The 25,283-nt window shown below is 71.0% G+C and carries 19 protein-coding genes; 12 read left to right on the forward strand and 7 right to left on the reverse strand.

The window, feature by feature from the left end:
• The first annotated feature begins 32 nt into the window (after window positions 1-32).
• Entirely contained in the window at window positions 33-2,351 is a 2,319-nt protein-coding gene (secD, locus tag AMK21_RS08410; RefSeq protein ID WP_073875795.1) for a protein translocase subunit SecD, read from the forward strand.
• A gap of 63 nt (window positions 2,352-2,414) precedes the next feature.
• Here secD and AMK21_RS08415 read toward each other — a convergent pair whose 3' ends face one another.
• Entirely contained in the window at window positions 2,415-3,236 is an 822-nt protein-coding gene (locus AMK21_RS08415) for a helix-turn-helix domain-containing protein (RefSeq protein ID WP_073875797.1), read from the reverse strand.
• A gap of 100 nt (window positions 3,237-3,336) precedes the next feature.
• Between AMK21_RS08415 and AMK21_RS08420 the strand changes: the two genes are divergently transcribed.
• Window positions 3,337-3,642, forward strand: a complete 306-nt coding sequence (locus AMK21_RS08420) for a 4a-hydroxytetrahydrobiopterin dehydratase (protein WP_073875799.1) — start codon at window positions 3,337-3,339, stop codon at window positions 3,640-3,642.
• A 36-nt stretch (window positions 3,643-3,678) separates the two neighbouring features.
• Here the strand turns inward: AMK21_RS08420 and AMK21_RS08425 are convergent, their stop codons facing one another.
• The gene (locus tag AMK21_RS08425; protein WP_073875801.1) at window positions 3,679-4,641 is read right to left on the reverse strand and encodes a LysR family transcriptional regulator; all 963 of its coding nucleotides are present in this window, start codon (window positions 4,639-4,641) and stop codon (window positions 3,679-3,681) included.
• 196 nt (window positions 4,642-4,837) lie between these two features.
• On the opposite strand from AMK21_RS08425, the gene AMK21_RS08430 reads away from it, so the two are divergent.
• Window positions 4,838-5,767: a class I SAM-dependent methyltransferase gene (locus AMK21_RS08430; protein WP_073875803.1), complete on the forward strand. Its 930-nt coding sequence runs from the start codon at window positions 4,838-4,840 to the stop codon at window positions 5,765-5,767.
• 17 nt (window positions 5,768-5,784) lie between these two features.
• Here the strand turns inward: AMK21_RS08430 and AMK21_RS08435 are convergent, their stop codons facing one another.
• The 4 genes from AMK21_RS08435 to AMK21_RS08450 all read right to left on the reverse strand — a co-directional run bounded on the left by AMK21_RS08435 (window position 5,785) and on the right by AMK21_RS08450 (window position 10,322).
• A complete protein-coding gene (locus AMK21_RS08435; protein ID WP_073875805.1) occupies window positions 5,785-6,255 on the reverse strand; it encodes an RICIN domain-containing protein in 471 nt (156 codons plus the stop codon).
• Between the two features lie 121 nt (window positions 6,256-6,376).
• On the reverse strand, window positions 6,377-7,213 hold the full coding sequence (locus tag AMK21_RS08440; RefSeq protein ID WP_073875807.1) for an aldo/keto reductase: 837 nt from the start codon (window positions 7,211-7,213) through the stop codon (window positions 6,377-6,379).
• A gap of 143 nt (window positions 7,214-7,356) precedes the next feature.
• A complete protein-coding gene (locus tag AMK21_RS08445; protein ID WP_073875809.1) occupies window positions 7,357-9,156 on the reverse strand; it encodes an AMP-dependent synthetase/ligase in 1,800 nt (599 codons plus the stop codon).
• Between the two features lie 284 nt (window positions 9,157-9,440).
• Window positions 9,441-10,322, reverse strand: coding sequence for a LysR substrate-binding domain-containing protein (locus tag AMK21_RS08450; RefSeq protein ID WP_073876734.1), 882 nt, complete (start codon window positions 10,320-10,322; stop codon window positions 9,441-9,443).
• A gap of 174 nt (window positions 10,323-10,496) precedes the next feature.
• On the opposite strand from AMK21_RS08450, the gene AMK21_RS08455 reads away from it, so the two are divergent.
• Complete coding sequence (locus AMK21_RS08455; RefSeq protein ID WP_073875811.1) at window positions 10,497-11,531, forward strand: bile acid:sodium symporter family protein; 1,035 nt, start codon at window positions 10,497-10,499, stop codon at window positions 11,529-11,531.
• 28 nt (window positions 11,532-11,559) lie between these two features.
• On the opposite strand, the gene fdhD is transcribed toward AMK21_RS08455, so the two are convergent.
• On the reverse strand, window positions 11,560-12,408 hold the full coding sequence (fdhD, locus tag AMK21_RS08460; RefSeq protein WP_073875813.1) for a formate dehydrogenase accessory sulfurtransferase FdhD: 849 nt from the start codon (window positions 12,406-12,408) through the stop codon (window positions 11,560-11,562).
• A gap of 276 nt (window positions 12,409-12,684) precedes the next feature.
• Between fdhD and AMK21_RS08465 the strand changes: the two genes are divergently transcribed.
• The 8 genes from AMK21_RS08465 to AMK21_RS08500 all read left to right on the forward strand — a co-directional run bounded on the left by AMK21_RS08465 (window position 12,685) and on the right by AMK21_RS08500 (window position 25,259).
• Window positions 12,685-13,644: a beta-ketoacyl-ACP synthase III gene (locus tag AMK21_RS08465; protein WP_073875815.1), complete on the forward strand. Its 960-nt coding sequence runs from the start codon at window positions 12,685-12,687 to the stop codon at window positions 13,642-13,644.
• 159 nt (window positions 13,645-13,803) lie between these two features.
• Window positions 13,804-14,985, forward strand: coding sequence for an ROK family transcriptional regulator (locus AMK21_RS08470; RefSeq protein WP_073875818.1), 1,182 nt, complete (start codon window positions 13,804-13,806; stop codon window positions 14,983-14,985).
• A gap of 262 nt (window positions 14,986-15,247) precedes the next feature.
• On the forward strand, window positions 15,248-16,771 hold the full coding sequence (locus AMK21_RS08475; protein ID WP_073875820.1) for a sugar ABC transporter ATP-binding protein: 1,524 nt from the start codon (window positions 15,248-15,250) through the stop codon (window positions 16,769-16,771).
• Window positions 16,768-17,823: an ABC transporter permease gene (locus AMK21_RS08480; protein ID WP_073875822.1), complete on the forward strand. Its 1,056-nt coding sequence runs from the start codon at window positions 16,768-16,770 to the stop codon at window positions 17,821-17,823. Before AMK21_RS08475 ends, AMK21_RS08480 begins: the two co-directional genes overlap by 4 nt.
• A gap of 62 nt (window positions 17,824-17,885) precedes the next feature.
• Window positions 17,886-18,923 carry a substrate-binding domain-containing protein gene (locus tag AMK21_RS08485; RefSeq protein ID WP_073876736.1) on the forward strand — a complete coding sequence of 346 codons (1,038 nt, stop codon included), beginning with the start codon at window positions 17,886-17,888 and terminating at the stop codon, window positions 18,921-18,923.
• Window positions 18,924-18,994: 71 nt separating this feature from the next.
• A complete protein-coding gene (locus tag AMK21_RS08490) occupies window positions 18,995-20,236 on the forward strand; it encodes a Gfo/Idh/MocA family protein (RefSeq protein WP_073875824.1) in 1,242 nt (413 codons plus the stop codon).
• Window positions 20,237-20,249: 13 nt separating this feature from the next.
• Window positions 20,250-21,254 carry a sugar phosphate isomerase/epimerase family protein gene (locus AMK21_RS08495; RefSeq protein ID WP_073875826.1) on the forward strand — a complete coding sequence of 335 codons (1,005 nt, stop codon included), beginning with the start codon at window positions 20,250-20,252 and terminating at the stop codon, window positions 21,252-21,254.
• 285 nt (window positions 21,255-21,539) lie between these two features.
• Window positions 21,540-25,259, forward strand: coding sequence for a ThuA domain-containing protein (locus tag AMK21_RS08500; RefSeq protein WP_073875828.1), 3,720 nt, complete (start codon window positions 21,540-21,542; stop codon window positions 25,257-25,259).
• The last annotated feature ends 24 nt before the right edge of the window (window positions 25,260-25,283 follow it).

A 25,283-nucleotide genomic window follows, 5' to 3' on the forward strand; every position in this document is an offset into this window, starting at 1 on the left:
GTGAGGGCGCGACGCCCCACCGGAGGATTCCCATGACTCGCGCCACCACGGTGCGAGCGGTTCTGGCTGCCGCCGTGCTGCTCGTCTCCGTCTTCATCACGCTGACCATGTCACCCAGACTCGGCCTCGACCTCCAGGGCGGCACCCGTATGGTGCTCCAGGCCGAGGACTCCGCCACCGTCGAGGCGAACCGGGAGACCACCGACCGCACCCTGGAGGTCCTGCGCCAGCGCGTCGACTCCCTCGGGGTCGCCGAACCCGTCCTCACCCGCTCCGGTGAGGACCGCATCATCGTCGAACTGCCCGACGTCCAGGACCCGCGCCAGGCCGCCGCCGTCATCGGCCGCACGGCCCAGCTCAGCTTCCACGCCGTCCAGGGCGCCGCGCCCCCCGGCACCGACCCCGAGTCCAGGCCCGAGTCCGAGAAGAAGACCGAACGGCTGATCCTCCCCGACGAGCAGGGGACGCGGCTCGACCTCGGCCCCGCCCGCCTCTCCGGCGCGGGCGTCAAGGACGCCACCGCCTTCTTCGAGGCCCAGCAGGCGGCCGGCTGGACCGTGAAGCTGGACTTCCACAAGGACGCAGGCAAGGGCTGGACCAAGCTGACCGGAGAGGCCGCCTGCCACCCCGCCGGGGACGAGCGGCGGCGCGTCGCCATCGTCCTGGACGAGAAGGTCATCTCCTCGCCCCAGGTGGACCCCTCGGTCGGCTGCCAGGCCGGACTGCCCTCCGGCGGCACCCAGATCACCGGCTCCTTCACCGCGAAGGAGGCCCGCGACCTGGCCCTCCTCATCAAGGGCGGCGCCCTGCCCGTCCCCGTCGAGATCGTCGAGCAGCGGACCGTCGGCCCGACGCTCGGTGCCGCCGCCATCGATGCCAGCGCCCGGGCGGCCCTGATCGGCGCCGCGCTCACCGCGCTCTTCATCACCTTCGTCTACCGCCTCTTCGGTGCCCTGGCCGCCGTCGCCCTCGCCGCGTACGGCGTGATCTCGTACGCCGCACTCGTCGGCCTCGGCGTCACCCTCACGCTTCCCGGCCTCGCCGGGTTCGTCCTGGCGATCGGGATGGCGGTCGACGCGAACGTCCTGGTCTTCGAACGGGCGAGGGAGGAGTGCCAGGACCGGCCGACGCGCTCCCTCCGCTCGGCGCTGACCACCGGGTTCCAGAAGGCGTTCAGCGCCGTCGCCGACTCGAACATCACCACGCTGCTCGCGGCCGGGCTGCTGTTCTTCCTGGGCTCGGGCCCGGTCAAGGGCTTCGGCGTCACCCTCGCCATCGGGGTCATCGCCTCGATGTTCTCCGCGCTGGTCATCGCCCGCGCGCTCACCGAGATCGCGGCGGGCTCGCGCTTCGTCAGCGACTACCGGGGCGTCAACGGCATCGCGCGCCCGGGCGGCGTACGGACCTGGCTGACCCGCAAGGACCCTCAGCTCTTCCGGAAGCCGGTCCGGTGGCTCGTCGTCTCCACCGCGCTGGTCGCCGTCGCCGTCGCGGGGATCGTGGTGCGCGGGGTCGACCTGGGGGTGGAGTTCACCGGGGGCCGGCTCGTGGAGTACTCCACCAGTCGGCCCGTCGATGTCGAGACCGCCCGCTCCACGCTCGCCGAGGCCGGCTTCGGTGACGCCGAGATCACCACGGCGGGCGACGGCGACATCTCCGTACGCACCGGAAAACTCGACAACGACGGGGAGTACGCCCTGCGGACCGCCCTGGCCACCGAGGGCGGTGAGACCACGAAGGTGCGGGACGAGCTGATCGGCCCGAGCCTCGGCGACGAGCTGCGGCGCAACGCGCTGATCGCCCTGGGGGTCGCCGTCCTCGTGCAGCTCGCCTATCTGGCGGTCCGGTTCCGCTGGACGTTCGCCGTGGGGGCGGTGGTCTCGATGGCGCACGACGTGATCATCGTCGTGGGCGCCTTCGCCTGGCTGGGGCGGCCCGTGGACGGCATCTTCCTGGCCGCCCTGCTCACCGTCATCGGCTACTCGGTCAACGACTCGGTGGTGGTCTTCGACCGGGTACGGGAGCTGTGGGCCGGGAACCGGAAGACACCCCTGGCCACCGTCGCGCGCCGGGCGGTGCTCCAGACCGTCCCCCGCACGGTGAACACCGGGATGGGCGCCCTGTTCATCCTGGTCGCCCTCGCGGTACTGGGCGGCGACTCGCTGGCCGACTTCGCGCTCGCCCTGCTCATCGGCATCGTCGTGGGCACCTGGTCCTCGGTGTTCACCGCCGTACCGGGCGCCCTGGTCCTGGAACGCACCACCGGCGCACCCCCGCCCGTACCGGGGAAGAGCTCCCGGCGCGCCCGCGCACCCCGGCGCGACCCGCTCGACAACGGGGCCCGCGTCTGACCCCGTACGCGAGGAGACACCCGTCCGCCCCCCTGGCCCCGGTCTCCGGGCAGGGGGGGACGGTCACGGAAGGCGCTCGTGCAGATAGGCCGCGGTCTCGCGGTCGGCGGGCAGGAACGTCTCGATGGCCAGCTCCGCCACGGTCACGTCCATCGGCGTGTTGAACGTCGCGATCGAGGCGATGAACGACAGCACCTGGCCCCCGTGCTCGATCACCAGGGGCAGCGCGAACGAGGGCGTACGCTCCCGGCCCCGGTCCGCGCCCCTGCCGTCGGCACCCCGGTCCGCGAGGTCCGGCACCGGGTAGGCGGCCACCTCCTCGTACAGCGTCCGCAGCTCCGGCGACCGTACGAGCGCGATCTGGCGCTCCATCTGCGCCAGCAGATCGGCCCGCCACTCCGGCAGGTTCAGGATGCGCGGCGCGAGCCCCGCCGGGTGGAGCGTGATCCGCATGGCGTTCAGCGGCGGGGTGAGGAGCTCCTCGGCGATCCCCTCCATGAGCAGGGCGATGCCCCGGTTGACCGCCACCACGTCGTACGTGCCGTCGACCACGAGCGCGGGATACGGCTCGTACCCCGCGAGCAGCCGGTCCAGGCCCTCGCGCACCGAGGTCATCGCGGGGTCGTCGAGCGGGGTCTGCGCGTAGCGGGGCGCGTAACCGGCGACCACCAGAAGGGCGTTGCGTTCCCGGACGGGGATGTCCAGCTGCTCGGCCAGGCGCAGGACCATGTCCTCGCTGGGGCGCGAGCGGCCGGTCTCGATGAAGGAGATGTGGCGGGCCGAGGACTCCGCGCGCAGCGCCAGATCCAGCTGGCTGATCCGTCGCAGCTCCCGCCAGCCGCGCAGCAGTGGCCCCACCCCCGTGTCGGGGGAGACAGTCGTCATGGGAAGACCGTAACGTCACGGGCGGGCCGGTCCACCGACGACCCCGAGGCCGCAACGACCGGTTCGCACGCCGACCTCCGAGACCCACGGGAGCCGTTCCATGTCCGCCGAACCGCTGTCGAAGACCGAGACCGAACACCGGCTGGAGGCGCTGCCCGGCTGGGCGCTCGAAGGGGATCGGATCACCCGGACCTACCGGCTGCCGTCGCACTTCGCCGCCGCCGCGCTGACCGTGCACATCGCGCAGATCCAGGAGGAGCTCGACCACCACTCCGATCTGACGCTCGGGTACAACACCGTGGCCCTGTCCGTCCATACGCACGACGCGGGCGGCAAGGTCACCGAGAAGGATCTGGAGCTGGCCACCCGGGTCGCGGCCGCCGCACCGGCCCACGGCGCGCGGTAGCGGGTACGGCGGGGTCGGCTCACCTGGCCACGGAGCTCAGCTCACCAGCCCGAACCGCGGATTCTTGGCGAGCCACCGTGCGTAGACGGGGCTGCGTGACACGGCCTCCGCGTACGCCGCGCGGGTCTGCCCGGCCACCGCCACCGCCGCGGTGTCCGCCGCGGGGGAGCGCGGGTGCCAGCCCAGCAGGTGCCGCCAGCTGAGCGGTGCGCCGGAGAGCGGCCGGACCACCACGCCGGGGACCGGCGGGAACGTCGCCCGGCACAGCCCGATCGCCCGCCCGACCTGCACCAGATGGACGACGGAGGAGGTGTCCGTCTCGTAGACCGACACCGGGGTGAAACCGGCGCGCGCGCAGGCCGTGGCGAAACAGTCGGCGAAACAGCCGTCCCCCGGAACGTCGGCCCAGCACTGGTCTGCCAGCGAGGCGAGGTCCAGCTCCTCCTCGGCGGCCAGCGGATGGTTCTCCGGCAGCATCACGAACACCGGGTCCACCCCCACCACCTCCCAGACGAGCCGCTCGGCCAGCGGCGGCGGGCTCTCGCCGCACGTGCCGATCAGCGCGAAGTCCAGGCGCCCGTCGATCGTCAGGGCGGCGATCTCGTCCACGGACCACGCGGTGTACGTGGAGACCGGGGCCGCCGGGTGCGCCGTGGCGATCCGGTCGACCAGACCGCCGAGCAGCGGCCCGTGCGTACCGCCGAGCCGGAACCGCTCCAGCGGCCCGGTGGCGTTGGCGAACCGTACCGCCTCCGCCTGGAGTTCACTCACCGCGGGCAGCACGACCCGGGCCCGCTCCAGCACCAGCTCGCCGAGCGGAGTGGCGCGGGCACCCGTGTGATCACGCTCGAAGAGTGTGCCGCCCAGGGCCTTCTCGATCCGCCGCAACTGGGCGCTGAGAGCGGGCTGGGCAAGGCCCAGCGTGGCGGCGGCCTTGGTGAGGCTGCCGGTGTCGGCTATGGCACGGACGGTTCTCAGATGGCGCAACTCCAGCTCCATAAAAGCAAGTTATGGCCCCCGGGCCGCCCGGGCAATACGTCGGTCATTCTCGGTTCAGGTGATGCCTCCGGGCTGTCCATCCGGCCCGGAAGAGGCGGAGCGTTCCGCTCCGGTTCAGCGGGGCGGGAGAGGCGCGGAACTTGCCGGAGTGGCAACAGGACTTGCCCGGACGTCGGCCTCCGGTGAGGGTGGCACCATGAACAGCAACGCCGGACACGGCCACCACGACGCGCACGCCCACTCCCGCACGCACCTCCACGGATCACCCGCCGCGGGTGCGGGCACGGAGTTCGACTGGGACGTGATGGGCCCGATGCTGGAGCAGGAGGCAGAACTCAACAGCGGCCCGTACGGGGAGGCGGCCCGCTGGATCGCCGCCCTGCCGACGGCGCCGAAGGTGCGCCGGGTACTGGACATCGGCAGCGGCCCCGGGGTCGTCACCTGTCTGCTGGCCGAGATCTTTCCCGAGGCGGAAGTCGTCGCCGTCGACCCCACGCCCGCCCTCCTGGCGCGGACGAGGGGCCGCGCCCGGCGACTCGGCCTGAGCGACCGCGTACGGACCCTGGAAGCCGAACTCCCGCAGGATGCAGCCCGGTTGGGTGAGGCCGACCTCATCTGGGCCGGTAACTCCCTGCACCACATGGGCGACCAGCGCGCCGCCCTCGCCGGCTTCGCCGCTCTCCTCCGTCCCGGTGGGACCGTGGCGCTCCTGGAGGGCGGGCTCCCCACCCGGCGGCTGCCCCGGGACCTCGGCGTCGGGCGGCCCGGGCTGGAGGCCCGGCTGGACGCGGCCGCCGCCGCCCGGTTCGACCGGATGCGGACCGAACTCCCGGACGCCCGGCGGGAGACCGAGGACTGGAGCGCCCTGATCGCGGCGGTCGGGCTGACCCCGCAGGGCACGCGCAGCTTCCTGCTGGACCTGCCGGCCCCGCTCTCCGCGCCTGCCCGCGACCATGTGATCACCAAGCTGACCCGGGAGTACGAGGTCTTCGGCGAACTGCTCGACGCCGAGGACCGCGCCGTACTGGAACGGCTGCTCGACCCCGAGGACCCGGAAGGGGTCCATCACCGGTCCGACGTCTACCTGCTCACCGCCCGCACGGTCCACCTCGGCCGCCGCGCCTGACACGCCCCCGGTCTCCGTCAGGACGACACCGGCTCCAACTGCCACCACTGGAAGGGGGAGTCGGTGTCCTCCCACTGCTGGACCGTTCCGCCCTCCTCGGTCGAACGGTCGGCGACCTCCATGACGAGCCCGCTGATGAAGCTCACCAGCGTCACCGTCCCCGGCGCCTCCGGGTGCTGCTCGATCAGCCACTCCTGGGCGCCGAAGTTGTTGGCCTTCCACTGCTGGATGCGGACACCGTTCTCCGTGTGGGCGTTGGCCACGTCCAGCCGCTTCCCGCTGTGCGCGTTGACCAGGTGGTAGAGGGCCGCGCCCTCGTGCACGGGAGACAGCTGCCACCACTGGGCGGCCGTCCCGTCGTCCTTGCCCTGCTGCACCCGGGCGCCACTGCCCTTGGCCGCGCCGTACACCTCCAGCACCAGGCCGCTGCCGACATTACGCAGACGGTACGTGCCCGCCTCGACTACGGGCGCCGGAACGCTGCTCATCTTGTCTCCCCCGGGGAGTCGGAGTGGGACGGACTGCTGACGGGACGCCGGACGGCCGGAACCGGACCGACGGCGGCACCCCGACCGCGGTCGTGATGGGGGCGCCGGGCCAACCTGACGCTCAGGCGCCGAGGTTGAACTCCGCCGGGTCCGGGCCGAGCCGCTTGCCCTCGTCCAGGGCCGCGAAGGCGGCGAGGTCATCGGCGTCCAGCTCGAAACCGAAGACGTCGAGATTCTCCTCGATCCGCGACGGGGTCACGGACTTCGGGATCACGATGTTGCCGGTCTGCAGGTGCCAGCGCAGGACGGCCTGGGCGGGGGTGCGGCCGTGCTTCTGGGCGATGGCCACGACCGTCGGCACCTCCAGGAGTCCCTTGCCCTGGCCCAGCGGCGACCAGGCCTCGGTGGCGATACCGTGCTCGGCGTGGAAGGCGCGGGCCTCGGCCTGCTGGAGCTGGGGGTGCAGCTCGACCTGGTTGAGGACGGGGACCACGGAGGTCTCGTCCAGCAGCCGCTTCAGGTGCTCGGGGTGGAAGTTCGACACACCGATCGCCTTGGCGCGGCCGTCGGCGTAGATCTTCTCGAACGCCCGGTAGGTGTCGGTGTACGCGTCCTTTGCCGGCACCGGCCAGTGGATCAGATACAGGTCGACGTAGTCCAGGCCGAGCTTGTCCAGCGAGGCGTCGAAGGCGCGCAGCGTGCTGTCGTGGCCCTGCTCGCTGTTCCACAGCTTCGTGGTGACGAAGAGCTCGTCACGGGCGACACCGGAGGCGGCGATGGCCCGGCCGGTGCCCTTCTCGTTCTGATAGATCGCGGCGGTGTCGATGGACCGGTACCCGGACTCGATGGCCTTCGCGACCGCCTTCGCCGCCTCGTCGTCCGGCACCTGCCAGACACCGAAACCGAGCTGCGGCATTTCGAGGCCGTTGTTTAGGGTGATGGAGGGGACCTGGCTCACGAGCGGTCGATCCTAACGTTGTCGGTTGGTACTCCCGAGGACAACGAACGGGCGCGCCCAGCCATTCCCGCCCCATGATCCAGAATCGGCGGGCCCGGTGTCGCCGAACAGGCCGGCCCGGTATCCCCGAACGAGCGGGCCGATCAGTGGTAGAGCGCGTCGACCTCGGCCCCGTACGCCGTCTCGATCGCCTTGCGCTTCAGCTTCAGCGAGGGCGTCAACAGCCCGTGCTCCTCGGTGAAGGGGTGGGCCAGTATCCGGAACGTACGGATCGACTCCGCCTGCGACACCGCCGTGTTGGCGGCCACCACCGCCCGCCGGACCTCCATCTCCAGGTCCGGATCGCGCACCAGGTCGGCGGGTGCGAGCGGCGTACGGCCCTGCATGGTGAGCCAGTGGTCGACGGACTCCTGGTCGACGGTGACCAGGGCCGCGATGTGCGGGCGGTCGTTGCCGACGACGATGCACTGGGCGACCAGCGGATGGGCCCGCACCCGCTCCTCGAGGCCCGCCGGCGAGACGCTCTTGCCGCCGGAGGTCACCAGGATCTCCTTCTTGCGCCCGGTGATCGTGAGATAGCCGTCCTCGTCCAGCGAACCGAGGTCCCCGGTGGCCAGCCAACCGTCCTGGAGCGTGGCCCGGGTCGCCGCCGGATTGTTCAGGTAGCCGGAGAAGACGTTGGGGCCGTGCACCCACACCTCGCCGTCGTCCGCGATGCGCACCGACGTGCCGGGGATGGGCAGCCCGACCGTGCCGTACCGGGTGCGCTCGGGCGGGTTGGCGGTGGCCGCCGCGGTGGACTCGGTCAGCCCGTACCCCTCGAAGACGGTCACCCCGGCGCCCGCGAAGAACAGTCCGAGCCGACGGTTCATCCCGGAGCCGCCCGACATGGCGTGCCGCACCCGGCCGCCCATCGCGTCACGGACCTTCTTGTAGACGACCTTGTCGAAGAACTGGTGCTGCATCCGCAGTCCGGCCGAGGGCCCGGGGCCGAGGCCGAAGGCCTTCTGCTCCAGCGCCTCGGCGTAGTTGACCGCGATGTCCACGGCCTTGTCGAACGGCCCGGCCCTGCCCTCCGCCTCGGCCTTGCGCCGGGCGCCGTTGAAGACCTTCTCGAAGATGTACGGCACCGCCAGGATGAAGGTGGGCCGCAACGTCATCAGGTCCGGCATCAGGGCGTTCGCCGACAGCTCCGGCTGGTGGCCGAGTCTGACCCGTCCCCGTACCGCCGCGATCTCCACCATCCGGCCGAAGACGTGCGCCAGCGGGAGGAAGAGCAGGGTGGCCGCCTCGTCTCCGGGCTTGGAGTGGAACACCGGCTCCCAGCGGGCGACCATCGTGTCGCTCTCGAACATGAAGCTCGCGTGCGTGATCACACATCCCTTGGGGCGGCCCGTCGTGCCCGAGGTGTAGATCACCGTCGCCACGGACTCGGGCGTCACCGCGCGCCGGTGCCGGTGCACCACCTCGTCGTCGACCATCCCGCCCGCGCCGACCAGCTCGTCCACCGCACCGGCGTCCAGCTGCCACAGCCGCTTGAGGTGCGGCAGCCGGTCGATCACCGAGCCGACGGTCATCGCGTGGTCCTCGTGCTCGACCATCACCGCCACCACTTCGGCGTCGTGCAGCATCCAGTGGACCTGCTCGGCGGAGGAGGTCGGGTAGATGGGCACCGACTGGGCACCCACCGACCAGATCGCGAAGTCGAAGAGCGTCCACTCGTACCGCGTACGGGACATCAGGGCGACCCGGTCCCCGAACCGGATCCCGTGCGCGATCAGCCCTTTCGCCAGGGCCAGCACCTCGTCGCGGAACGCCTCCGAGGTCACATCCCGCCACTGTCCGCCCGCGTCCTTACGGCTGAGCGCGACCCGCCGCGGATCGTCCTCCGCGTAGTCGAAGACCGCATCGGCCAGACCGCCGACTTGAGGCGGCGCAGCCATGGGTGGGACAGTGAATTCACGCAATGACCTGCTCCTCGTGGCGCTCCGCACAGCGCCGCGACGCTACCCCAACCGGTGGCCCGGCGGGAGGGGCCGAACCCCGCTTGAAACATGGCGTTCGCAGAGGTCAACTGTCGAAATCCGGCCAGATGGGCAAGGCTCGGGCGCACTTCTGACGGAGGCGTAAGCGGCTCGCGGTCACATCTCCACCGAATCCGACCGAGGTGATCACTCCCGGTCTCTGGCGGTACGAGGGGTTGTGCCCCGCTACCGGCCGGCACGTGTCATAATCCCCCACCCCGGTGCAGCCGGTCCCCGCCCGCCAGGATCGCCGCCGCCAGCGCGTCCGCCGCCTCCTGCGCCGCGCCCCGGGGGTCCCCGTGCAGCAGGACGAAGTCGACGCCGCCCGGCTCCGGCAGCCCCGCCCGCGCCGGAACCGGCACGAGCCCGGGCGGGATAAGCCCCCGCGAGTGCACCATCACGCCCAGACCCGCCCGCGCCGCCGCGACCAGGGCGCTCAGGCTCGTACTCGTACAGGCGATCCGCCACGCCCGCCCGTGCTCCTCCAGCACCTCCAAGGCGCGGGCCCGGGTGATCCCCGGCGGCGGGAAGACGATGAGCGGCACCGGGCGATCCGGGTCGATCCGCAGCTGCGGGGCGCCGATCCAGTCCAGCGCGTCCTGCCACACCAGCTCGCCGTGCGCGTCGCCCGTCCTCCGCTTGGCCAGCACCAGGTCCAGCCGGCCCGCCTCCAGCTGCCGGTGCAGGGTCCCGGAAAGCTCCACGGTGAGTTCCAGTTCGACCTCCGGATGGTCGCGGCGGAACGACTCCAGGATCTCCGGCAGCCGGGTCAGCACGAAGTCCTCGGAGGCCCCGAAGCGGAGCCGGCCGCGCAGCCGGGTGCCCGCGAAGAACGCCGCAGCCCGCTCGTGCGCCGCGAGGATGGTCCGGGCGAAGCCGAGCATCGCCTCGCCGTCCTCGGTCAGGTCGACCCGGTGGGTGTCCCGGGCGAACAGCTGCCGCCCGGTCGCCTCCTCCAGCCGCCGGACGTGCTGGCTGACGGTGGACTGCCGGATTGCCAGGCGGCGGGCGGCCTGGGTGAAGCTCAGGGTCTGGGCGACGGCGAGGAAGGTACGGAGCTGGGCGGGGTCGTAGGAGGGGTCCACGCCCACCACGCTAACCGCTCCTATCGTGTTCCGTGATGACAGTCAGAGCGGTGTGAGGGATTCCCGATCGCCGAGCGCGGGGCAGGATGGTGGGACGTACAAGGAACCCGGCGCCGGCGGGCCCACCAGCGCGTCGACGCACCCCGAAGAGTCACGAAGAGTCACGTGGAGCCCATGAGCAGCCGCCGCCGCACCCTCACCCTGCCGTCCTGGCTGCCGGTCGACGCGTACATCCTGGCGCTGGTCGGAACGGTCGTCCTCGCCGCGCTGCTGCCCGCCCGCGGCACGGTCGCCGACGTGGCGGGCGGGGCCTCCACCGGGGCGGTCGCCCTGCTCTTCCTCCTCTACGGGGCCCGGCTCTCCACCGCCGAGGTGCTCGACGGGCTGAAGCACTGGCGGCTCCACCTCACCGTCCTGGCCTGCACGTTCCTCGTCTTCCCACTGCTGGGGCTGGCGAGCGGGGGGCTGGTCCCGTACGTGCTGACGCCCGAGCTCCAGGCGGGCTTCCTCTTCCTGTGCCTGGTGCCCTCGACGATCCAGTCCTCGATCACCTTCACCTCGATCGCCCGGGGCAACGTCCCCGCCGCGATCTGCGCCGGCTCCTTCTCCAGCCTCACCGGGATCTTCCTCACGCCGCTGCTGGCCGCTCTCCTGCTCGGCTCGGCCGGTGGCGGGTTCTCGGCGGACTCGCTGCTGGAGATCGTGCTCCAGCTGCTCGTACCGTTCCTCGCCGGACAGCTCCTTCGCCGCTGGGTCGGCGGTTTCCTGACCCGTCACAGGAAGGTGCTCGCTCTGGTGGACCGCGGCTCGATCCTGCTGGTCGTCCACACCGCGTTCAGCGAGGGCATGGTCGCCGGCATCTGGAGTCAGGTCACCCCGGCCCGGCTCGGCGCCCTGCTCGCGGCCGAGGCGGTCCTGCTGGCCGTGATGCTCGCGCTGACCTGGCACGGGGCACGGCGGCTCGGCTTCGGCCGGGAGGACCGGATCGCCATCCAGTTCGCCGGGTCGAAGAAGAGCCTGGCGGCGGGGCTGCCGATGGCGAGCGTGCTGTTCGGGGCGCAGGCGAGCCTCGCCGTGCTGCCGCTGATGCTCTTCCACCAGATGCAGCTGATGGTCTGCGCGGTCATCGCCAAGCGGCGCTCGCGGGACCCGGAGGCACCGGAGGAGCGGCCTCAGCACCGGGAACCCGTGCCGACCGCCGCCCGCTGAGAGGCGTCACGGGTCCGGGGGCGGGTCCTCAGCCCTGCCGGACCCCCGCCTCCAGCGCGATCCGGTGCTCACCCGCGTACACGTTCATCGACGGCCCCCGCAGGAACCCCACCAGGGTCAGCCCGCTCTCCACCGCCAGGTCCACCGCCAGCGAGGACGGCGCCGAGACCGCCGCGAGCACCGGGATCCCGGCCATCACCGCCTTCTGCGCCAGCTCGAACGAGGCCCGCCCCGAGACCAGCAGCACCGCCCGCGACAACGGCAGCCGCCCGTCCGTCAGCGCCCGGCCCACCAGCTTGTCCACCGCGTTGTGCCGCCCCACGTCCTCCCGTACGTCCCAAAGCTCGCCCTCCTCCGAGAAGAGGGCCGCCGCGTGCAGCCCTCCGGTCCGGTCGAACACCTTCTGCGCGGCCCGCAGCCGGTCGGGGAGGACGGCGAGCAGCTGGGGCGTGACGCGGAGCGGGGGAGTGTCACCGACGGGGTGGCGGGTGGTGGTGCGTACGGCGTCCAGGCTGGCTTTGCCGCACAGGCCGCACGAGGAGGTGGTGTAGACGTTCCGCTCCAGCGTGATGTCGGGGACCACGACGCCGGGCGCGAGCTTCACGTCCACCACGTTGTACGTGTTCACGCCCTCGGCGGTCGCCCCGGCGCAGTAGACGATCGACTGGACCTCATCGCCCTCGGCGATCACACCCTCGCTCACCAGGAACCCGGCGGCGAGCGCGAAGTCGTCACCGGGCGTGCGCATCGTGATGGCCAGCGGCTTTCCGTTCAGCCGGATCTCCAGGGGCTCCTCCGCGACGAGCGTGTCGGCGCGGGAGGAGACGGCCCCGTCCCGGATACGGAGGGTGCGGCGGCGCTCGGTGACCCGTCCCATGAGGCTGAACCTGATTCTGTCGGTCTGCGGAGCTTCGGCCGTGGGTCGGGCCGGAGCCTGGCCCCGTCATTGTCCTGCACACGCGGTACGTCGTCACCGCCGTCTCCGACCGCCCTGCGTCGTCCACCCGAACGGATGGTCGGGGGAGCATGCAGGTGAGGCTGTTGTCAATGCTCCAACGTGTGGGCCGGATTCCTGTGGGATCACGTGCCCCCGTACCGGACGGTAGCCACCAAGACTGGGTGTTTCCTGCCCTACGTAACGATGGGAACCCGTATGACCGGCTCACGTGTCGTGGCGCTCGGCCACTATCAGCCCGCCAAGGTGCTCACCAACGACGATCTGGCGGCCATGGTCGACACGAGCGACGAGTGGATCACGAGCCGGGTCGGCATCAAGACCCGGCACGTGGGCGGCCCCGACGAGCCGGTCGACGAATTGGCCGCGCACGCCGGCGCCAAGGCGCTGGCCGCTGCCGGCCTCCAGCCCTCCGACATCGATCTGGTCCTGGTGGCCACCTCCACCGCGATCGACCGCTCCCCGAGCATGTCGGCGCGGGTCGCGGCTCGGCTCGGCATGGGGTCACCCGCCGTGATGGACATCAACGTGGTCTGCTCGGGCTTCACCCACGCCCTGGCCGTCGCCGACCACACGATCAGGGCCGGTGCGGCGACCCGGGCGCTGGTCATCGGCGCCGACAAGATGGGCGACATCGCCGACTGGACCGACCGCACCACCTGCGTCCTGCTCGGCGACGGCGCGGGCGCCGCCGTCGTCACCGCCGACCCGTCCGCCCCCGACACCCCGGGCGGTCCCGGGATCGGTCCGGTGCTGTGGGGATCGGTGCCGCAGATGGGCAACGCCGTACGGATCGAGGGCACGCCGCCGCGCTTCGCGCAGGAGGGCCAGTCCGTCTACCGCTGGGCCACCACCCAGCTGCCCCCGATCGCCCGCAAGGTCTGCGAGAAGGCGGGCATCACCCCGGAGGACCTGGCCGCCGTCGTCCTGCACCAGGCCAACCTGCGGATCATCGAGCCGGTGGCCCGGAAGATCGGCGCGGTCAACGCGGTCATCGCGCGGGACGTGGTCGACTCCGGCAACACCTCCGCCGCCTCCATCCCGATGGCGCTCTCCAAGCTCGTGGAGCGCGGTGAGGTCGCCTCCGGCGCACCCGTGCTGCTCTTCGGTTTCGGCGGGAACCTCTCGTACGCCGGACAGGTCATCCGCTGCCCCTGAGTGCTTCCGGAGCCTTGCCGCCAAGGCTTTGTCCTGAGTGTGGAGAAAGTTGGGGCCGATTCCTGCGCAACTTCTTCCCACTCCGGGGAAGCGCTGCTACGTTCCCCTCGAAAGCCCGACGGACTGGCCGGATGTGGCGGGGAGCGACGCGTGAGACGTATGACGGCACGACCCGCGAACGCGCATCAGGCGCGGCTGCTCCGGCTGCTGCGCGACGGGGGCCCCAACTCCCGTGCCCAGCTGGGTGACCAGGTCGACCTCTCGCGCTCCAAGCTCGCCGTCGAGGTGGACCGGCTGCTGGAGACCGGCCTGGTGGTGGCCGACGGGCTCGCCGCATCCCGTGGCGGGCGCCGCTCGCACAACATCAGGCTCGCCCCCGAACTGCGCTTCCTCGGGGTCGACATCGGCGCCACCTCCATCGATGTTGCCGTCACCAACGCGGAGTTGGAGGTCCTGGGCCACCTCAACCAGCCGATGGACGTGCGCGAGGGCCCTGTCGCGGTCTTCGAGCAGGCCCTGGCCATGGCGGCCAAGCTCCGGGCCTCCGGCCTCGCCGAGGGCTTCGACGGCGCGGGCATCGGGGTCCCCGGCCCCGTCCGCTTCCCCGAGGGCGTGCCGGTCGCGCCGCCGATCATGCCCGGCTGGGACGGGTTTCCGGTCCGCGAGGCGCTCAGTCAGGATCTGGGCTGCCCCGTCATGGTCGACAACGACGTGAACCTCATGGCGATGGGGGAGCAGCACGCGGGCGTCGCCCGCTCCGTGGGCGACTTCCTTTGCGTCAAGATCGGTACGGGTATCGGCTGCGGGATCGTCGTCGGCGGTGAGGTCTACCGGGGTACGACGGGCAGCGCCGGGGACATCGGACACATCCAGGTGGAGCCGGACGGCCGGGCCTGCGCCTGCGGCAACAAGGGCTGCCTGGAAGCACACTTCAGCGGGGCCGCCCTGGCCCGTGACGCCGAGGACGCCGCCCGTGAGGGCCGCTCACCCGAGCTCGCGGTCCGGCTGGAGGCGGCCGGGCGCCTCACCGCCGCCGATGTGGCCGCCGCCGCGGCGGCCGGGGACGCGGCAGCGCTCGACCTCATCCGCGAAGGCGGCAACCGGCTCGGCCAGGTCATCGCGAGCCTGGTCAGCTTCTTCAATCCCGGTCTGGTGGTGATCGGCGGCGGGGTCACCGGCCTCGGTCACAACCTCCTCGCCAGTGTCCGCACCCAGGTCTACCGGCAGTCCCTGCCCCTGGCCACCGGCAACCTCCCCATCGTGCTGGGCGAGCTGGGCCCCACCGCCGGAGTGATCGGCGCGGCCCGCCTGATCAGCGACCACCTCTTCTCACCGGCCTGACCGCGGGGCCGGCGAGCGGCGCCCGCGCCGCAGCCGACACCGTACGTACCACCGCTTCCCGTTTCGTACGCACGACCTCTCCTGTTCCGTACGCACCACCGCACTGGTCAGGTACGCCTCACGTACCCCCTGTCAGCAGCCGCTCGCGATGCCGCCGGCTCCACGGCACCTCCAGCCCTGCGCCCTGCCCGCTCACCGGCCCTCCCCGAACGCCCGGCACCCGCCGAGGCCAGGGGACTCCATTCGCCGAGGGGATTTCGTCATGGCACCAGAACCACCCCTGCTCACCATGTCCGGCATCACCAAGTCCTTCCCCGGCGTACGCGCCCTGGACGGCGTCGACCTGGAGGTCCAGGCCGGCGAGGTCCACTGCCTCCTCGGCCAGAACGGTGCGGGCAAGTCCACCCTCATCAAGGTGCTCGCCGGGGCCCACCAGCCCGACGACGGCGAGATCACCTGGCGCGGCGAGCCCGCGCGCCTCAAGTCCCCGATCGCCGCCATGCGCCTGGGAATTGCCACGATCTACCAGGAACTCGACCTGGTGGAGGGGATGTCCGTCGCCGAGAACGTCTTCCTCGGCCACGAGCCGACCAGCGCGGGCTTCATCGTCCGTACGGGGGAAGGGCGTTCGGCCGCGAAGGCGCTGCTGGCCCGCCTCGGCCACCCGGAGATCGACCCCGCCCGGCCGGTCGGCTCCCTCTCGGCCGCCCAGCAGCAGATCGTCTCCATGGCGCGGGCGCTCTCCCACGACGTACGGCTCATCGTGATGGACGAGCCCTCGGCCGCGCTCGACCCCGACGAGGTCGACAACCTCTTCCGGATCGTCGACAGCCTGACCGCCGACGGGGTCGCCGTCGTCTACATCTCGCACCGGCTGGAGGAGATCCGCCGCATCGGCGACCGGGTCACCGTGCTGAAGGACGGCCGGGCGGTCGCGGTCGGGCTCCCCGCCGCCGACACCCCGACACGCGACATCGTTGCCATGATGACCGGCCGTGATGTCGAGTACGTCTTCCCGCCGCGCCCGGACGAGGCGGCCGTGAACACCACCGAACCCGTCCTTAGGGTCCAAGGCCTGTCCCGCAAGGGCGAGTTCGCGCCCGTCGACCTCGAACTGCGGCCCGGTGAGATCGTCGGCCTCGCCGGTCTCGTCGGCTCCGGCCGCTCGGAGATGCTGGAGACGATCTACGGCGCCCGCAAGGCGAGCACCGGGACCGTCTCCGTCGGCGGAAAGCAGCTCAGGCCGGGCAGCGTCCGCGCCGCCGTCGCCGCCGGAATCGGCCTCGCCCCCGAGGAGCGCAAGGCCCAGGCCCTGCTGATGACCGAGTCCGTGACCCGTAACGTCTCCGTCTCCTCGCTCTCCCGGTTCGCCCGGGTGGGCTGGATCGACCGGGGCGGCGAACGTCGGTCCGCGCAGCAGGCCACCCGCGAGCTGTCCCTGCGGCCGGACAACCCGGACACGCCGATCCGCACCCTCTCCGGCGGCAACCAGCAGAAGGCCGTCCTCGCCCGCTGGTTGCTGCGCGGCTGCCGGGTCCTGCTGCTCGACGAACCCACCCGCGGCGTCGACGTCGGCGCCCGCGCCGAGCTCTACGCCGTGATCCGCCGGCTGGCCGACGAAGGCCTCGCCGTCCTGCTCGTCTCCAGCGAAGTGCCCGAAGTCCTGGGCCTCGCCGACCGGGTGCTGGTGCTCCGGGAGGGACAGGTCGTCCACACGGCCCCCGCCCAGGAGCTCGACGAGCACCGCGTACTCGACCTCGTGATGGAAGGGAGCCCGACGCCATGACACAGCCCGCCCCGTCGGCGCAGCACAACGGGCCGGACAAGGGGGCCCTCACCGGTCCCGCCGACCCGCCCCCCTCGAAGACGGGCGGTGGCGGCCGGCCCGGACTCGGTCTGCGGCTCGACGTCCGGATCCTGTCCCTGCTCGGTGTCCTCGCCGCCCTCGTCCTGGTCGGCGGCATCACCGAACCGGACGCGTTCCTGGACACCGGGAACCTCCAGCTGATCCTGACGCAGGCCTCCGTCATCGGGGTCGTCACCGTCGGCATGACCTTCGTCATCACCAGCGGCGGCATCGACCTCTCCGTCGGGGCGATGGTCGCCCTCGCCTCGGTCTGGGCGACCACCCTGGCCACCCAGGAGTACGGCTTCGCGGGCATCGCCTTCACCGCCGTGGTCGTCGGCCTCGCCGCCGGACTGGTGAACGGCGTGCTCATCGCGTACGGCGGGATGGTCCCGTTCATCGCGACGCTCGCCATGCTCGCCTCGGCGCGCGGACTCGCCCTCATGATCACCGACGGCAGGACCCAGATCGTCACCGTCGACCCGGTCCTCAGCCTCGGCCTGCCGGACTCCTACTTCCTCGGTATCCCGCCGCTGGTCATCATGTTCGCCGCGGTCACGGTCATCGGCTGGCTGATCCTCAACCGGACCACCTTCGGCCGCCGCACGGTCGCCGTCGGCGGCAACGCGGAGGCGGCCCGGCTCGCCGGGATCGACGTCCGCCGCCAGCGCCTCTACCTCTACCTGCTCTCCGGGCTCTGTTGCGGCATCGCCGCCTTCATGCTGATCGTGCTCTCCGGCTCCGGCCAGAACACCAACGGCAACCTGTACGAACTCGACGCCATCGCCGCCGCGATCATCGGCGGCACCCTGCTCAGCGGCGGCCGCGGCACCATCGTCGGCTCCGTCCTCGGCGTCCTGATCTTCACCACGATCACCAACATCTTCGCGCTCAACAACCTCCAGAGCGACGTCCAGCAGATCGCCAAGGGCGCCATCATCGTCGCCGCCGTCCTCGTCCAGCGCCGCACCCTGCGCGGCGGCGAAACCTGAGCAACTCCTTCCTCAAGAGCCGCACGTCGCACGTCACCCACCGGATGAAGGGTCAGACCGCCATGCCAGAAACCAGCCGCAGAGGGCTGCTGTTCGGAGCCGCAGCCGTCTCCACGGGCGCCCTCCTCACCGCCTGCACCAGCAACGAGCCGAAGAGCGCGCAGCCGGCCGGCAACAGCCAGCCCGCCGCCGACGACAAACCCGGCAAGCCCGTCACCATCGGCTTCGCCGGACCGCAGGCCGACCACGGCTGGCTCAACGCCATCAACGTGAACGCCAAGTCGCGGGCCGAGAAGTACAGCGAGGTGACGCTGGAGATCACCGAGGGCTCCAACGACACCGCCGCCCAGATCGGGCAGGTCAAGACCCTCATCAACAAGAAGGTCGACGTCCTCGTCATCCTCCCCGCCGACGGCAAGGCCCTCACCCAGGTCGGCCTGGAGGCGATGCGGGCGGGCATCCCCGTCGTCAACCTGGACCGTATCTTCGCCTCCCCACAGGCGTACCGCTGTTGGGTCGGCGGCGACAACTACGGCATGGGCCTCAACGCCGGTCACTACATCGGCGAACAGCTCAAGGGCAAGGCGAACGCCAAGGTCGTCGAGCTCGCCGGCATCGACAACCTGGAGCTGACCAAGCAGCGAAGCCAGGGCTTCGCCGACGCGCTCAAGAACTACTCCAACATCAAGCTGGTGGCCCGTCAGGCCGCCGAGTTCACCGTCGAGTCGGGCCAGGCGAAGATGGCCCAGCTCCTTCAGGCGCAGAAGCAGTTCGACGCCCTGTGGAACCACGACGACGACCAGGGCGTGGGCGCGCTCCGCGCCATCCAGCAGGCGGGCCGCGACGAGTTCATCATGGTCGGAGGCGCCGGCGCCAAGTCCGCGATGGACGCCATCAAGGCCGACAACTCGGTCATCAAGGCGACCGTCCTCTACCCGCCGACGATGGCCGCGTCCGCGATCGACCTGGCGCGCGCGCTCGGCCAGAGCAAGGGCATCAGCGGCCTCTCCGAGATGGAGATCCCGAGCTCCCTGACCCTGTACTCCGCCGTCGTGACCAAGGACAACATCGACCAGTACCTGCCTACGGGCTTCAACTGACCGGGCCTCCGGGGGACGCGGCGAGCGCGTCCCCCGGCCCGCTACCGCACACCGACGAGGAGGAGGACCGCATGGCCCGTAGTCAAGAGCAGGAGACGGAACCGCAGACCGTGGCCACGACACCGCCGCCGCGACAGGCGCGAGGGACGCTCGGGGTCGGCATGGTCGGGTACGCGTTCATGGGCGCCGCCCACTCCCAGGGGTGGCGCACCGCGGGACACGTCTTCGACCTGCCGGTGCGGCCGGCTCTCGCCGCGATCTGCGGACGCGACCGTGCGGCGGTCGACGCCGCCGCCGCCCGGCACGGCTGGGCGGCGGCGGAGACCGACTGGCGGGCGCTGATCGCCCGGGACGACGTGCAGCTGATCGACATCTGCACGCCCGGCGACAGCCACGCGGAGATCGCCATCGCCGCCCTGGAGGCGGGCAAGCACGTGCTGTGCGAGAAGCCGCTCGCCAACACGGTCGCCGAGGCGGAGGCGATGGTCCGCGCCGCCGAAGCGGCGCAGGCACGGGGCCAGGTGGCGATCGTGGGCTTCAACTACCGCAAGGTGCCCGCCATCACCTTCGCCCAGCAGCTGATCGCGGACGGCCGCCTCGGCACCCTGCGCCACATACGCGCCAGCTACCTCCAGGACTGGCTGGTCGACCCGGCCTCCCCGCTCACCTGGCGCCTCAAGCGCGAGCACGCCGGGTCGGGTGCGCTGGGCGACCTGGGGGCGCACATCGTGGACCTCGCCCAGTACCTGGCGGGGGAGCTGCTGACCGGGGTGTCGGCGGTAGCCGAGACCTTCGTACGGGAGCGGCCCCTGCTCTCCGGTGCGTCGGCCGGGCTCTTCGGCGGTGCGGACGCGGTGGCTCGGGGCGAGGTGACGGTGGACGACGCGGCGATCTTCACCGGCCTCCTCGCCTCGGGGGCGCTGGCCTCCTTCGAGGCGACCCGGATGGCGGCCGGACGCAAGAACGCGCTGCGGCTGGAGATCAACGGCGAGCTGGGCTCGCTCGCGTTCGACCTGGAACGGCTCAACGAGCTGTCCTTCCACGACCACACCGAACCAGCCGCCACCGCCGGCTTCCGCCGCGTCCTGGTCACCGAACCCGAACACCCCTACCTGGAGGCCTGGTGGCCGCCGGGCCACGCCCTCGGGTACGAGCACACCTTCGTCCACCAGGCCCGTGACGTGGTCCGCACGATCGCCGAAGGCCTCCCGCCCCGGCCCTCGTTCGCGGACGGCCTCCAGGTCCAGCGGGTGCTCGCCGCCGTCGAGGAGAGCGCCGCCAAGAACTCCGTACACACCCTCATCCCGTCCTAGGAGGTCGTCACCCATGCCCCGCCCCTTCACCCTGTTCACCGGCCAGTGGGCCGACCTCCCGCTGGAGGAGGTCTGCAAACACGCCCGGGACTTCGGCTACGACGGCCTCGAACTCGCCTGCTGGGGAGACCACTTCGAGGTCGACAAGGCGCTGGCCGACTCCGGCTATCTGGACAGCAGGCACCAACTGCTCGACAAGTACGGGCTGAAGTGCTTCGCCATCTCCAACCACCTCGTCGGCCAGGCCGTCTGCGACAGCCCGATCGACGAACGCCACCAGGGCATCCTGCCCGCCCGCATCTGGGGCGACGGCGAGCCCGAAGGCGTACGGCAGCGGGCCGCCGCCGAGATCGCGGACACCGCCCGGGCGGCCGCCGCCTTCGGCGTCGACACGGTCATCGGTTTCACCGGCTCCTCGATCTGGCACCTGGTCGCCATGTTCCCGCCGGTCCCGCCGCACATGATCGAGCGGGGCTACGACGACTTCGCCGAGCGCTGGAACCCGATCCTGGACGTCTTCGACGCCGAGGGGGTGCGCTTCGCCCACGAGGTGCACCCGAGCGAGATCGCGTACGACTACTGGACCACCAAGCGCGCTCTCCAAGCGGTCGACCACCGGCCCGCGTTCGGGCTGAACTTCGACCCGAGCCACTTCGTCTGGCAGGACCTCGACCCGGTCAACTTCCTCTACGACTTCCGGGACCGGATCTACCACGTGGACTGCAAGGAGGCCCGCAAGCGCCTGGACGGCCGCAACGGCCGCCTCGGCTCGCACCTGCCGTGGGGCGACCCCCGGCGCGGCTGGGACTTCGTCTCCGCCGGCCACGGTGACGTGCCCTGGGAGGACGTCTTCCGGATGCTCCGGTCCATCGGCTACGAGGGCCCGATCTCCGTGGAGTGGGAGGACGCGGGCATGGACCGGCTGACGGGCGCTCCGGAAGCGCTTGCCAGCCTCAAGCGGTTCGACTTCGACCCGCCGTCGGCCTCCTTCGACGCGGCCTTCGGCGGCGGCGAATAGCGCCACCGGGCGGGCAGGCCCCGGGGCGACGTCTTCGTGAGGGCGCCCGGGGCTGCCTCGCCCTGCCCAAAATCTCCTTTGTCCTGGCGGAAGCAGAAGTTCAACCCAGCTGCCGCACAAGGGCTTTCCGTCCCGGACGAAGAGGTCTACCGTCCACCACGTGTACACGACATGACTCGCGTCACCGGGGTCGCTCCCGTCTCCGGTGGCGCACGCGCGGCAGTCCCCGCGCGGCACGGCACGGCTACACCCGCCCGTACAACCGGCACCCTCCGGAGGACCTACGTGCACCGAACCAGAAAGCGGCTCCTGGCCCGGACCCGCGTCCGAAAATCGCTCGCGCTGTTCACCGGCGGCCTCCTCGCCGCCGTGACCCTGACCCTCGGCTCCGCCCCCGGCGCCACCGCCCACCCAGGCTACCCGGGCCACGAGGAGTCCGTGGCGGAGGACTTCCAGCAAGTCACCCTCGCCAAGGGGGTGGAAGAGACCGGTGAGCCCATGTCGCTCGCCGTCCTTCCCGATCGCAGCGTGCTGCACACCTCGCGCGGCGGTGAGCTGCGGATCACCGACAGCGCCGGCAACACCCAGATCTCCGGCACCCTCCCCGTGTACACGCACGACGAGGAAGGCCTCCAAGGCGTCGGCGTCGACCCGGGCTTCGCCGAGAACCGGGCCATCTACCTGTTCTACGCACCGCCGTTGAACACCCCGGCGGGCGATGCCCCCGAGACCGGGACCACCGCCGACTTCGCGAAGTTCGACGGCGTCAACCGGCTCTCCCGCTTCGTCCTCAACGAGGACGGCACGCTCGACACGGCCAGTGAGAAGAAGGTCCTGGACGTCCCCACCTCGCGCGGCATCTGCTGCCACGTCGGCGGTGACATCGACTTCGACAAGGACGGGAACCTCTACCTCTCCACCGGCGACGACACCAACCCCTTCGCCTCCGACGGCTACACGCCGATCGACGAACGCACCGACCGCAACCCGGCGTTCGACGCCCAGCGGACCTCCGGCAACACCAACGACCTGCGCGGCAAGATCCTGCGTATCAAGGTCGCCGAGGACGGCTCGTACACCGTCCCCGATGGCAACCTGTTCGAGCCCGGGACGGACAGGACGCGCCCCGAGATCTACGCGATGGGCTTCCGCAACCCGTTCCGCTTCTCCGTCGACCAGGCCACCGGCATCGTGTACGTCGGTGACTACGGCCCCGACGCCGGTTCGGCCGACCCGAAGCGCGGGCCGTCCGGGAAGGTGGAGTTCGCCCGGGTGACGAAGGCCGGCAACTTCGGCTGGCCCTACTGCGTCGGCGAGAACGAGCCGTACATCGACTACGACTTCGCCACCAAGACCTCCGGCGCCGCCTTCGACTGCGCGAACCTGAAGAACGAGTCGCCGCACAACACCGGCCTCGTCGACCTGCCGCCGGCCGAGGCCGCCTGGATCCCGTACGACGGCGGCTCGCTGCCCGAGTTCGGTACGGGCTCCGAGTCCCCGATGGGCGGACCGGTCTACCGCTACGACGCGGACCTCGACTCCCCGGTCAAGTTCCCCGAGGCCTACGACGGCGACTTCTTCGCCGGTGAGTTCGGCCGCCGCTGGATCAAGCGCGTCGAGCAGGACGCGGACGGCGCCGTCCAGTCCATCAACGACGTGCCGTGGTCCGGTACGCAGATCATGGACATGGCCTTCGGCCCGGACGGGGCGCTCTACGTCCTGGACTACGGCCTCGCCTGGTTCGGCGGCGACGAGAACTCCGCGCTCTACCGCGTCGAGAACGCCACCGGAGGCCGCTCACCCATCGCGGAGGCCTCCGCCAACAAGGTGTCCGGCACCGCACCCTTGAAGGTGAAGTTCTCCTCGGCCGGCACCGCGGACGGCGACGGCGACCCGCTCACGTACGCCTGGGACTTCGGTGACGGCGGCACTTCGACGGCCGCCAACCCGACATACACGTACAAGAAGAACGGTACGTACGTCGCGACGCTCACCGCCGAGGACCCGACCGGTCGCACCGGCTCCGCCAGCGTCCACGTGACCGTCGGCAACACCGCCCCGACCGTGGAGCTGGTGCTCCCCGAGGACGGGCAGCTCTTCGAGTTCGGTGACTCCGTGCCGTTCAAGGTGAACGTCAGCGACCCGGAGGACGGGCACATCGACTGCACCAGGGTCGAGGTCAAGTTCACCCTGGGCCACGACAGCCACGGCCACGACATCACCACCGAGCACGGCTGCGAAGGCACCATCAAGACCGCCATGGAGGGCGGACACGACCCGAACGCCAATATCTACGGCGGTATTTCGGCCTCCTACACCGACAACGGCGGTGGCGGCCAGGCCAAGCTGACCGGCAAGGACACCTCCCGGCTCCAGCCCAGGCACCGCCAGGCCGAGCACTTCGACGACTCCTCCGGCGTCACCACCCCGAGCAAGTCGAGCGCGCACGGCGGAAAGACCGTCGGGGACATCCACAACGACGACTGGATCTCCTTCAAGACCTACGTCCTGGGCGGCACCACCAAGCTCACCGCCCGTATCTCGTCGGCCGGTTCGGGCGGCTTCCTCGAAGTGCGCACCGGATCGCCCACCGGCAGGATCCTCGGCTCGGGCCCGGTCCCGGTGACCGGCAGCTGGGACACCTTCCAGGACATCGACATCCCGCTGCGCGGAGCGCCCAGGAAGCAGGCCGAACTCTTCCTCGTCTTCAAGGGCGGCGACGGCGCGCTCTACGACATCGACGACTTCGAACTCTCCAGCAGCCCGGTCGACAAGACCGCCAAACGCGTCCTGGTCTTCTCCAGGACCGCCGGCTTCCGCCACGACTCCATCCCCGCCGGCATCGCCGCGCTGAAGGAGATCGGCAAGGACACCAACATCACGGTCGACTCCACCGAGTCCGCGGCCCAGTTCACCACCAGCAACCTCGCCCGCTACGACGCCGTCGCCTTCCTCTCCACCACCGGCGACGTCCTCAACGCCGAACAGCAGAAGGCGTTCGAGAACTACGTGGCCACCGGCGGCGGTTACGTCGGCATCCACGCGGCCGCCGACACCGAGTACGACTGGGAGTTCTACGGCGGCCTCGTCGGCGCCTACTTCGACTCGCACCCGCGGATCCAGCCCGCCATCATCCGCGTCGAGGACCACGACCATCCGGCCACCGCGCATCTGGACGGGGAGTGGGAGCGCACCGACGAATGGTACAACTACCGCACCAACCCCCGGGACAAGGCCAAGGTGTTGGCCACCCTGGACGAGACCACCTACACCGGCGGCAACATGAAGGGTGACCACCCGATCTCCTGGTGCCAGACCTACCAGGGCGGCCGCTCCTTCTACACCGGACTGGGCCACACCAAGGAGTCCTACGCGGAGCCGGCCTTCCGCCGACACCTGTCGGGCGGCCTGCGCTACGCCACCGGTCAGGTCAAGGCCGACTGCAAGCCGAACAAGGATCACCGCTCCATCTTCAACGGCAAGACGCTGGAAGGCTGGAAGCAGGCCGGACCCGGCAGGTTCTCCGTCAGTGACGGCGCTCTGCACTCCGAGGGCGGCATGGGCCTGCTCACCTACCAGGCCAAGGAGCTGAAGGCGTACTCGCTCAAGCTCGACTGGAAGATGGCCGGCGACGACAACTCCGGTGTCTTCGTGGGCTTCCCGGAGTCCGACGACCCCTGGTCGGCCGTGAACAACGGCTACGAGATCCAGATCGACGCCACCGACGCCGCCGACCGCACCACGGGCGCCGTCTACGGATTCAAGTCGGCCGACATCAAGGCCCGTGACCGCGTCCTGCGGCCGCCGGGCCAGTGGAACAGCTACGAGATCAAGGTCCAGGGCGAACGTCTGCAGATCTTCCTCAACGGAGCGAAGATCAACGACTTCACCAACACCGACCCGGCCCGCAGCCTGAAGGACGGCTACATCGGCCTCCAGAACCATGGAGCCGGAGACCAGGTGTCCTTCCGCAACATCCAGCTGAAGGAGCTGCCCTCGACGTAGGGCGGCCACCTCTGCCGACGACGG

It is taken from the genome of Streptomyces sp. CB00316, from assembly GCF_001905595.1.
Taxonomy (GTDB): Bacteria; Actinomycetota; Actinomycetes; order Streptomycetales; family Streptomycetaceae; genus Streptomyces.

Coding starts and splice junctions, on each gene's coding strand:
- AMK21_RS08480 (WP_073875822.1), top strand. CDS start 16,768: ATGACACAGCCCGCCCCGTCGGCGCAGCACAACGGGCCGGACAAGGGG.
- AMK21_RS08470 (WP_073875818.1), top strand. CDS start 13,804: ATGACGGCACGACCCGCGAACGCGCATCAGGCGCGGCTGCTCCGGCTG.
- fdhD (WP_073875813.1), bottom strand. CDS start 12,408: ATGGGACGGGTCACCGAGCGCCGCCGCACCCTCCGTATCCGGGACGGG.
- AMK21_RS08420 (WP_073875799.1), top strand. CDS start 3,337: ATGTCCGCCGAACCGCTGTCGAAGACCGAGACCGAACACCGGCTGGAG.
- AMK21_RS08415 (WP_073875797.1), bottom strand. CDS start 3,236: ATGACGACTGTCTCCCCCGACACGGGGGTGGGGCCACTGCTGCGCGGC.
- AMK21_RS08490 (WP_073875824.1), top strand. CDS start 18,995: ATGGCCCGTAGTCAAGAGCAGGAGACGGAACCGCAGACCGTGGCCACG.
- AMK21_RS08425 (WP_073875801.1), bottom strand. CDS start 4,641: ATGGAGCTGGAGTTGCGCCATCTGAGAACCGTCCGTGCCATAGCCGAC.
- AMK21_RS08495 (WP_073875826.1), top strand. CDS start 20,250: ATGCCCCGCCCCTTCACCCTGTTCACCGGCCAGTGGGCCGACCTCCCG.
- AMK21_RS08465 (WP_073875815.1), top strand. CDS start 12,685: ATGACCGGCTCACGTGTCGTGGCGCTCGGCCACTATCAGCCCGCCAAG.
- AMK21_RS08475 (WP_073875820.1), top strand. CDS start 15,248: ATGGCACCAGAACCACCCCTGCTCACCATGTCCGGCATCACCAAGTCC.
- AMK21_RS08435 (WP_073875805.1), bottom strand. CDS start 6,255: ATGAGCAGCGTTCCGGCGCCCGTAGTCGAGGCGGGCACGTACCGTCTG.
- AMK21_RS08485 (WP_073876736.1), top strand. CDS start 17,886: ATGCCAGAAACCAGCCGCAGAGGGCTGCTGTTCGGAGCCGCAGCCGTC.
- AMK21_RS08455 (WP_073875811.1), top strand. CDS start 10,497: ATGAGCAGCCGCCGCCGCACCCTCACCCTGCCGTCCTGGCTGCCGGTC.
- AMK21_RS08430 (WP_073875803.1), top strand. CDS start 4,838: ATGAACAGCAACGCCGGACACGGCCACCACGACGCGCACGCCCACTCC.
- AMK21_RS08445 (WP_073875809.1), bottom strand. CDS start 9,156: ATGGCTGCGCCGCCTCAAGTCGGCGGTCTGGCCGATGCGGTCTTCGAC.
- secD (WP_073875795.1), top strand. CDS start 33: ATGACTCGCGCCACCACGGTGCGAGCGGTTCTGGCTGCCGCCGTGCTG.